Origin of the sequence: Wolbachia endosymbiont of Pentalonia nigronervosa (genome assembly GCF_014534705.1) — a bacterium.
In the GTDB taxonomy this organism is placed as follows: Bacteria; Pseudomonadota; Alphaproteobacteria; order Rickettsiales; family Anaplasmataceae; genus Wolbachia.
The window spans coordinates 18,507-27,236 of the sequence record NZ_JACVWV010000010.1; the positions used below are offsets into that span (position 1 = coordinate 18,507).

Here is an 8,730-nt window from a genome sequence, read left to right on the forward strand (position 1 = left end):
TTTAATGGGTTGTAAAGTATAATTAATTAATAGGCAACCTTTCACTTTTAGTGAAGTTTAATGGTGTCTGTTACTGCTTTTTGGTGTGAGGCTAGAGGGTTATTGCAATAACAGACACCATTAAACTTACAATAGAATTTATTTAAAGTAAATACTTAATATATATTATTGCTTTTTTAACTTTAAATATTGTAATATTTTGCCTAAAGTAAATGCCTCCGCCATACTAATATTGTATTATTATAACTACTAAATGCTAAAAAACTATTAATTTATTACTAGTCTATTTGCATAGTAAGTTATATTATAATACATTATTGAATTTATTAGAGATAAATAAAAGCATGCTTAGGTTATTTGTACTATTGATAATATTTTACTCAAGTATATCTACTGCCTCTCCACCCACTGCTTGGCAATTTGGATTGCAATCGCCAGCAACTGAGATAATGGAAACTACAACTAAATCACACTCTTTCATTATGTTTATAATGTTTGCAATTCTTTTATTCGTGTGGTTTCTGCTTGTTTATGCTGTGATTCGCTTTCGTAAAAATAAAGTTTCAAACGTAAGTAAGGTTACCCATAACATCACTTTGGAGATTATCTGGACTGTTGTGCCGATGATAGTTGTTGCTGTACTTACCATTGAAAATATTAAATTGATTAAAATGCAAGATAATGTCCCAAAAACTGAGCTCACTTTAAAAGTCATTGGGCATCAGTGGTACTGGAGTTATCAATATCCAGAGCATAAAGGCTTATCATTTGATAGCTATATTAAAGGGGATAAAGATCTAGGTGCAAAAGATTTGAGGTTATTTTCTGTCGATAACCATGTTATTGTCCCTGTGAACACTAATATACGTTTACAAGTCACGGCAGGGGATGTCATACACAGTTGGGGGGTTCCTGCTTTTGGAGTAAAAATCGATGCAATACCTGGAAGATTGAATGAAGCATGGTTTAATATTAAAAAATCAGGTATATACTATGGACAGTGTTATGAGTTATGTGGCCAAGGGCATGGGTTTATGCCAATTGTTGTTGAAGCAGTAAGCAAAGAAGATTTCAACAAATGGGTTGAAGATAAAAAGTTGTTAAATTAAATTTTGAGTATAAATTGGAGTATAAGTATGAGTGACGCACCAAGCGGGTTAAAACGTTGGCTGTTTTCTACTAATCATAAAGATATAGGAACACTGTATATTATTTTTTCTATATTAACTGGAATAATTGGTGGATTGTTATCGGTAATTATTCGTACTCAGTTAATGCATATAAATATACTGAATAATAACTATCAATTATATAACGTCATGGTAACGGGTCATGCATTGATAATGGTGTTTTTCATGATTATGCCAGCCTTAATGGGAGGATTTGGTAATTGGTTTGTGCCTCTCATGATCGGCGCTCCTGATATGGCATTTCCTCGTATGAATAATTTAAGTTTTTGGTTGCTAGTATCGTCTTTTATTTTACTCATTATCTCAATATTCATCGGTGAAGGGCCTGGTACAGGATGGACTTTATATCCACCTCTATCACAAGTTATTTCTCATCCAAGTGCAGGCGTTGACCTCGCTATATTTGCCCTTCATGTTGCCGGTATATCGTCAATTGTGGGGGGAATTAATTTTATTGTGACTATATTTAACATGCGTGCAGTAGGTATGTCATTAACTAAAATGCCATTGTTTGTATGGTCAATTTTATTGACAGCATTCATGTTGATTGTTGCCTTACCTGTACTTGCCGGCGCTATAACTATGCTGCTCACTGACCGTAATGCTGGCACTTCTTTTTTCGATCCTGCAGGTGGCGGGGATCCTGTGTTGTTTCAGCACTTGTTCTGGTTTTTTGGCCATCCGGAAGTGTATATCATTGTTTTTCCTGCATTTGGTATCATAAGTCAGGTTATTTCAACTTTTTCCCATAGACCAGTATTCGGCTATATGGGTATGGTTTATGCAATGATAGGAATAGCTGCATTTGGCTTTTTAGTTTGGGCTCACCACATGTTCACTGTCGGGCTTGACACAGAAGTTGTAATATTTTTTAGTGCTTCAACAATGTTCATCGGTGTTATCACCGGAATTAAGGTATTTAGCTGGATTGCTACAATGTGGGGAGGTGCAATTGAATTAAAAACTCCCATGTTATTTGCTTTAGGTTTTATTTTTATGTTTATGGGTGGAGGAGTGACCGGTATAGTCCTTTCTCATGGTGGTATAGATAAACTTTTACATGATACTTACTATGTTGTTGCTCACTTTCACTACGTTATGTCACTTGCTACTCTATTTGCTGCATTTGCTGGATTTTATTACTGGATCGGGAAGATGTCAGGCAAACAATATAACGAATGCTTAGGTCAGATACATTTCTGGCTGACTTTTATCGGCACTAACGTTACCTTTTTACCTCAACATTTCTTAGGGTTAGCAGGCATGCCAAGGCGTATACCTGACTATCCTGATGCATTCATTCCGTGGAATTATGTTTCTTCCATAGGGTCATACATATCATTTTTCTCAGTAATGTTTTTTGTGTTTATAGTTGTACATCTCCTTATAAAAGGCAAAAAAGCTGGAGATAACCCTTGGGGAGCAGATACTTTAGAGTGGACTGTATCCTCGCCACCACCTTTTCACACTTTTGAAAAACCACCAGTCGTAAAGTAAATTATATGTATACAAGTGCTTTATTGAATAGTCAGTCAACAATATTAGATTTTTGGCACTTATTGAAGCCAAGAATAATGTACCTTGTAGTATTTACCGGGGCTGCGGGCATGGTTGCTGCACCTGGCAATATACACCCTCTCTTAGCTTTAATATCCTTGATGTGCATTGCTCTTGGCTCTGGTGCAGCAGGTGTTATCAATATGTGGTACGACAGGGACATAGATTTGCTGATGGAAAGAACAAAAAATCGTCCCATACCTTCAGGTAGAGTAGCTGCAAACAGCGCCCTTGAATTTGGAGTTACTCTTGGAATATTGTCAGTTTTTATTATGGCAATAGCAATAAATTATTTTTCTGCTATTTTACTTGCAGTTAGTATTTTATTTTACGTTTTTATCTATACAATCTGGTTAAAAAGACGTACTCCACAGAACATCGTGATCGGCGGTGCAGCAGGAGCTTTTCCCCCTATGATTGGTTGGGCGGCCGTTACTAATTCTGCAGGTTGGGAAAGTTTTGTGCTATTTTTAATCATTTTTATGTGGACCCCTCCTCATTTTTGGGCACTGTCTTTAAATAGATCTGAAGATTATATTAAAGCGTCTATACCGATGTTCAATATTGTTTATGGTCCAGAAAAAACAAGGAAATATATTTTAATCTATAGCATATTACTAGTATCGATTAGCTTGCTTCCAGCTTTGTTTTTAAAAAGGCCTCTGCTTTACTTGATTTTAGCAATCTTTGAAGGCGGCATTTTTATTTGGTACGCTGTATCTATTCTCAGATTTAAAAATTACAACTCACAAAAAAAGATGTTTTCTTACTCAATTTCTTATTTATTTTCCTTATTTGCTAACACTATCTTTTGCTCTATTGATTTATTTTAACTATGCAGAAACAAAAAAATTATCTTTTACTCTTTCTTCTGATGGCACTTGTTATTATGCTCTTTTTTGTTTCTATAGTGAAATTTAAAGGCATGTAGTTAGAGAAAAGTCTTGTCTTTAACAGAAGAAAAAAGCTGCTATAATTCTAATTAGGAATGTTACAGATATGAAAAATACTTTATTAGTGTTGCTGATCTCAATGATATACAATTTACCATTACTTGCAGCCGATCCCATTTTACTTAATTGCATTGAAACTCCTGAAATATATAACCTCAACACAAGACCTAAAAATTTCAACTATTCAAATAATTTAAGAAGGAAGCCTGGTTCTCCCAGTGCTGCATTTGGGGAAATAATACATATAGTGGGTAGAGTGACTGACATAAATTGTTTGCCAATACAGAATGCTGCAGTTTCTATATGGCATGCAAATGCTTGCGGTAATGATGGAAATTCTCAATCCGATCCACATTTTGCTGGATCAGGGAGATTTATTACAAACAATCTAGGTTACTATAGTTTTATTACGGTCATGCCTGGTAAAAGCGGTAATAGAGCACCACATGTAAAATTTTTAGTTCAACATCCGGGTTTTACAGAGTTCACAACCCAAATGTTCTTTACTGACCATAATTATAGCAACTGCTCTGATCCTATTCTAAAAGATTTTCTCGATAACGGCTTGGCAAGCCTGCTGATAGCACCACTTTCTTATAATGATCAGGGTATAAAAACTTATACATTTAATATTACTTTAAGTGGATATAGTAAATTTTCTGAGAAAAAATAAAAATCTAAAAAAAAATAAAAACTTGTTATTTTTTAGTTAATTTGGTAAATATTACTCTAATTAAGTATGGAGTTATAAACAATGAAGATCGCAATTTCTAAAATTTCATCCAATTTTAAAACCACAGTTGTAGGTTTGTTTGAAAATGATCAAACCATAAGCAACGGTGAAGATAAGAAAATTATAGATAACATCAGTGAGTTTAATGGCAGCTTTGGTGAGTTTTTCCCGGTTATCTCAGGAGAAAAAAATCTCATAGTTGTTGGTCTTGGTAAAAAAGACGAGTGGGATGAAAATAAAGCATTGAATATTGGTGGCAAGATACATTGTGAATTAAGCAGGTTAAAAATCAAGCAAGCTGAAGTTCAAGTTGAAGATAGTGAAAAAGTGACAGCAAATATTGCATACGGTGCACTTTTACGTAGTTTTAAGTTCGACAAATATAAAACTAAACAGGACGAGCAGGTTTCACAAGTAGAGGAAATTATAGTATTAACAAAGAATGATCAAGCTGAAGAATTATTTGCATGTCTAAAGCAAGAAGGTGAGGGCATATTTCTTGCACGTTCTTTTATCACTGAACCACCTAATATTCTATACCCGGAATCTTATGCTAACTGCATTAAAGAAGAATTCACTAAATTAGGTCTTGAAGTTGAAGTGCTGGAAAAACAGCATATGGAGAATATGGGGGCTTTGCTTGGAGTGGCTCAAGGTAGTAGCAAAGAGCCAAGGTTAGTAATCATCAAATGGAATGGAGCTGCTAAAGAGAAAAAGCCAGTTGCTTTTGTTGGTAAAGGCATAACGTTTGATACTGGTGGAATATCACTCAAGCCTTCACGTGGTATGGAATCGATGAAATATGACATGGCAGGTTCTGCTGCTGTGGTCGGTGTAATGCGTGCTTTGGCAGGAAGAAAAGCAAAAGTGAATGCTATTGGTGTTGTTGCGCTTGCAGAAAATGCAGTTGATGGCAATGCCCAAAGGCCAAGTGATGTAGTAACTTCACTGTCCGGACAAACGATAGAAGTGTTAAATACCGATGCAGAGGGAAGGTTGATACTTGCCGATGCCCTGTGGTACACACAGGATAGGTTTTCACCAGAGTTTATGATAGACCTTGCAACTTTAACTGGTGCCATTGTCGTTGCACTTGGTAATAACGAATATGCTGGTCTCTTTTCAAATAATGATGAGTTGGCAGAGCGTTTAATTGACGCAGGAAAGGAAACAAACGAGAAATTATGGCGTTTTCCAATGAATGAGACATATGACAAAATTATTGATTCGCCAATTGCTGATGTACAAAATATTGCTCCTGCAGGCTCAGGTGGTGACAGTATAATGGCTGCGCAATTCTTACAACGCTTTGTAAATAACACTTGCTGGGCACATTTAGATATCGCAGGCACTGCGTGGCACGAGAAAGGCACTGATATCTGCCCAAGAGGAGCAGTAGGTTTCGGTATCAGGTTGCTTAATAAGTTGGTTGAGAAGTACTACGAGTAAATCTCTTGCAAAACCTGGTAGCAGTTTTGTTGTCAACAAAATTGCCATCAGTTGCAAAAGAGGTCTAATGAATTTTAATGCTGCTCATGGATTTTATAAGAAAACTTCTCGCTTTTTTGTTACACAGAGTTTATTATTGTTACACAGAGTTTATTATTTTAATTTAGCTTAAAGTAAGATTATGTCACACCTTGCAGAGAGAATGTCTTTGATAAAACCATCACCTACAATCGCTATTACTGATGCAGCAAATAAACTAAAAGGTGAAGGAAAAGAAATCTGTGTTTTAGCTGCAGGAGAACCAGATTTTGATACTCCGGATCATATAAAGGATGCAGCGATACAAGCAATAAATGAAGGCAAAACAAAATATACAGCGGTTGATGGCACACGTGAATTGAAAGAAGCGATAATAAAAAAATTAGAGAGAGATAATGAACTTAAATATGAGCCTAACCAAATCTGCGTAGGTAGTGGTGCTAAACAGGTATTATTTAATTTATTCATGGCAACTATTAATCCAGGAGATGAGGTCATTATCCCTGCTCCATATTGGGTTTCATACATTGATATGGTAAATCTTTTTGGTGGCGTACCAATTATAGTCGAGTGCAAGCAAAATTTTAAACTTACACCAGAATTATTGAAAAGTAAGATAACTAAAAAAACGAAATGGTTAGTAATCAATTCGCCAAACAACCCTGCAGGTGCTGTGTATACGCATAATGAGTTACGTGATATATCTAAAGTATTACTTGAACATTCGCATGTAAATATCGTTACGGATGACATTTATGAACATATAATATACGATGAGAAATTTTTTACCATTGCTCAAGTTGAGCCAAAACTTTATGATAGAGTTTTTATAGTAAACGGAGTATCAAAAGCCTATGCAATGACCGGCTGGAGAATAGGATACGTTGCCGGTAAAAGTGATATAGTAAAAGCTATTTCTACACTACAATCTCAAAGCACATCTAATCCGAACTCTATAGCACAAGCTGCAGCAACTGAAGCACTAAATGGTGATCATGGATTTTTAAAAGAGCGAACAGAGACTTTTAAAAACCGTAGAGATTTTATGGTGGAAAAGCTAAATTCTGCTCCAGGGTTATCCGTATCAGTACCGCAGGGTGCATTTTATTTGTTCGTTTCGTGTGAAGGCGTGCTAGGTAAAAAAACAAAAAATGGTAAGGTAATAGATAACGACTTGGATTTTACTGAATACTTGCTTGCAGATCATTTGGTTGCTGTAGTTCCAGGAGTTGCGTTTGGCATGGAAAATTTTATTAGAATTTCCTATGCAGCCTCCCATGAGCAATTGGAAATTGGATGTAATAGTATTATTAAAGCATGTCAGGAATGTTTTTGAATTTAATAGGAATACTTAAGAATATTATAAGAAAAGGAGTAATATGGAATTAACCAACGCACCTGATTTTGTTTTACCAACAGATTCTGGAGAAAAGTTATCACTGAGTGAATTTTTTAACAAGAAAAATGTGGTACTTTATTTTTATCCTAAAGATGATACTCCAGGCTGCACTATGGAAGCTAAGGATTTTAGGGATCGCATTGATGATTTTTCTTCACTTGATACAGTGATAATCGGCATGTCAAAGGACAGCGTTAAGTGCCACGCTAATTTTAAGGCAAAATATTCTTTACCGTTTCATTTAGTTTCTGATGAAAATACTGAAATATTAAAAAAATATTGTGTATTGGTAGAAAAAAGCATGTTCGGTAAAAAGTACATGGGTATAGAACGAGCTACTTTTTTAATAGATAAAAAAGGCAAAATAGTGAAAATTTGGCGGAATGTAAAAGTTAGCGGACATGCAGATGAAGTTTTAAGCGAAACAAAGAAAATTTCGTAGAAAAAGAACTTTATTGCAATTTTTTAATTTGTTCATCAGTAGTTTTTGCAATAATATCCGTCAAAAGTTCTTAGAAGGTGTCTGCAAAGTATTTGCAAAGTAAGAAAAGATGAGGGGTAAGATGTATCCAAGCGATATAAGTGACAAAGAATGGGAAATTTTGAAACAACATTTTGAGCCTAAAAAGACAGGTAGACCAAGAAAGCATAGTACCAGAGTAATCAGTAAGGTATGTAATGAGAACAGGTTGCCAATGGAGGCAAATACCTAGAGATTTTCCGCCATGGAAATAGTTGGAATACACGACTAAAAAACAGTGGAAAATGGCAAGAGATCCATGATTTTTTAGTAAAAAAAGTAAGGGGAAAGAAAGAAGCCCCATCAATAGGATAGTCAATCAGTAAAAACGACTCAAAGGGGGGCAAGAGGTTACGATGCTGGAAAGAAGATAAAAGGCAGGAAGCGCCATATTATAGTGGATACGCTGGGTCTTGTAGTCACAGCTGTTGTTCTGTAGTAGGGGTGGCCTTACAGTCCACTTCATCTACTTTGCCACTAAGTTTTGACCACATATATGCAATCCCGTAGGTAATACCACCAAATACAGCAGCACTAGCCAGTGATGCTAAAACTATAAGGCCAAAGATGGGTAGACATGCTTCTTTTTCGATCGCAGACGGTACGGCACATGTCAGTGAGATTAATGTTACCATAGCTCCTATGAATGCAACTGATATAGTGCACAGATCAATATCGTTTTCTTTTTTGTCCCTAAGAAGATGTCTTGAAATCATTTAAGTAGCTAATTTATTAAGCATAACGGTAATCATATTAAAGAAAATATTGGTTTTTGAGGTAAGAGGAGAATGTTCGTAATCTTTGCTCATGCGCCTAAAATTGGAGAGCCAAGCAAAGGTTCTTTCAACTATCCAACGTTTTGGAATAACCTGAAATCCTTCAGCTTCGGG

The 8,730-nt window shown here is 35.6% G+C and carries 10 protein-coding genes and 1 pseudogene; 9 read left to right on the forward strand and 2 right to left on the reverse strand.

Features of this window, described 5'->3' with window-relative positions:
• The first annotated feature begins 344 nt into the window (after positions 1-344).
• The 9 genes and pseudogenes from coxB to IC220_RS02115 all read left to right on the forward strand — a co-directional run.
• Positions 345-1,109, forward strand: a complete 765-nt coding sequence (gene coxB, locus IC220_RS02075) for a cytochrome c oxidase subunit II (protein ID WP_188152941.1) — start codon at positions 345-347, stop codon at positions 1,107-1,109.
• Between the two features lie 27 nt (positions 1,110-1,136).
• On the forward strand, positions 1,137-2,687 hold the full coding sequence (gene ctaD / locus IC220_RS02080) for a cytochrome c oxidase subunit I (protein ID WP_188152942.1): 1,551 nt from the start codon (positions 1,137-1,139) through the stop codon (positions 2,685-2,687).
• A gap of 5 nt (positions 2,688-2,692) precedes the next feature.
• The gene (locus IC220_RS02085; protein ID WP_188152943.1) at positions 2,693-3,580 is read left to right on the forward strand and encodes a heme o synthase; all 888 of its coding nucleotides are present in this window, start codon (positions 2,693-2,695) and stop codon (positions 3,578-3,580) included.
• A 199-nt stretch (positions 3,581-3,779) separates the two neighbouring features.
• A complete protein-coding gene (locus tag IC220_RS02090) occupies positions 3,780-4,373 on the forward strand; it encodes a protocatechuate 3,4-dioxygenase (RefSeq protein ID WP_223158739.1) in 594 nt (197 codons plus the stop codon).
• Between the two features lie 81 nt (positions 4,374-4,454).
• Complete coding sequence (locus tag IC220_RS02095; protein WP_188152945.1) at positions 4,455-5,882, forward strand: leucyl aminopeptidase; 1,428 nt, start codon at positions 4,455-4,457, stop codon at positions 5,880-5,882.
• A 181-nt stretch (positions 5,883-6,063) separates the two neighbouring features.
• The gene (locus tag IC220_RS02100; protein ID WP_188152946.1) at positions 6,064-7,257 is read left to right on the forward strand and encodes a pyridoxal phosphate-dependent aminotransferase; all 1,194 of its coding nucleotides are present in this window, start codon (positions 6,064-6,066) and stop codon (positions 7,255-7,257) included.
• Positions 7,258-7,300: 43 nt separating this feature from the next.
• The gene (locus tag IC220_RS02105) at positions 7,301-7,762 is read left to right on the forward strand and encodes a peroxiredoxin (protein WP_188152947.1); all 462 of its coding nucleotides are present in this window, start codon (positions 7,301-7,303) and stop codon (positions 7,760-7,762) included.
• Positions 7,763-7,998: 236 nt separating this feature from the next.
• Positions 7,999-8,055 carry a hypothetical protein gene (locus IC220_RS08090; RefSeq protein ID WP_188152950.1) on the forward strand — a complete coding sequence of 19 codons (57 nt, stop codon included), beginning with the start codon at positions 7,999-8,001 and terminating at the stop codon, positions 8,053-8,055.
• A 91-nt stretch (positions 8,056-8,146) separates the two neighbouring features.
• A pseudogene (locus IC220_RS02115) lies at positions 8,147-8,255 on the forward strand (transposase); the annotation flags it as partial.
• A 4-nt stretch (positions 8,256-8,259) separates the two neighbouring features.
• Here IC220_RS02115 and IC220_RS02120 read toward each other — a convergent pair.
• Complete coding sequence (locus IC220_RS02120) at positions 8,260-8,556, reverse strand: hypothetical protein (protein WP_188152948.1); 297 nt, start codon at positions 8,554-8,556, stop codon at positions 8,260-8,262.
• On the reverse strand, positions 8,557-8,730 hold a 174-nt coding region (locus tag IC220_RS02125), incomplete at its 5' end, for a transposase (RefSeq protein WP_188152743.1).

Excerpts from the sequence above, each read along its gene's own strand:
- coxB (WP_188152941.1), top strand. The coding sequence starts at position 345 with ATGCTTAGGTTATTTGTACTATTGATAATATTTTACTCAAGTATATCT.
- ctaD (WP_188152942.1), top strand. The coding sequence starts at position 1,137 with ATGAGTGACGCACCAAGCGGGTTAAAACGTTGGCTGTTTTCTACTAAT.
- IC220_RS02085 (WP_188152943.1), top strand. The coding sequence starts at position 2,693 with ATGTATACAAGTGCTTTATTGAATAGTCAGTCAACAATATTAGATTTT.
- IC220_RS02090 (WP_223158739.1), top strand. The coding sequence starts at position 3,780 with ATGATATACAATTTACCATTACTTGCAGCCGATCCCATTTTACTTAAT.
- IC220_RS02095 (WP_188152945.1), top strand. The coding sequence starts at position 4,455 with ATGAAGATCGCAATTTCTAAAATTTCATCCAATTTTAAAACCACAGTT.
- IC220_RS02100 (WP_188152946.1), top strand. The coding sequence starts at position 6,064 with ATGTCACACCTTGCAGAGAGAATGTCTTTGATAAAACCATCACCTACA.
- IC220_RS02105 (WP_188152947.1), top strand. The coding sequence starts at position 7,301 with ATGGAATTAACCAACGCACCTGATTTTGTTTTACCAACAGATTCTGGA.
- IC220_RS02120 (WP_188152948.1), bottom strand. The coding sequence starts at position 8,556 with ATGATTTCAAGACATCTTCTTAGGGACAAAAAAGAAAACGATATTGAT.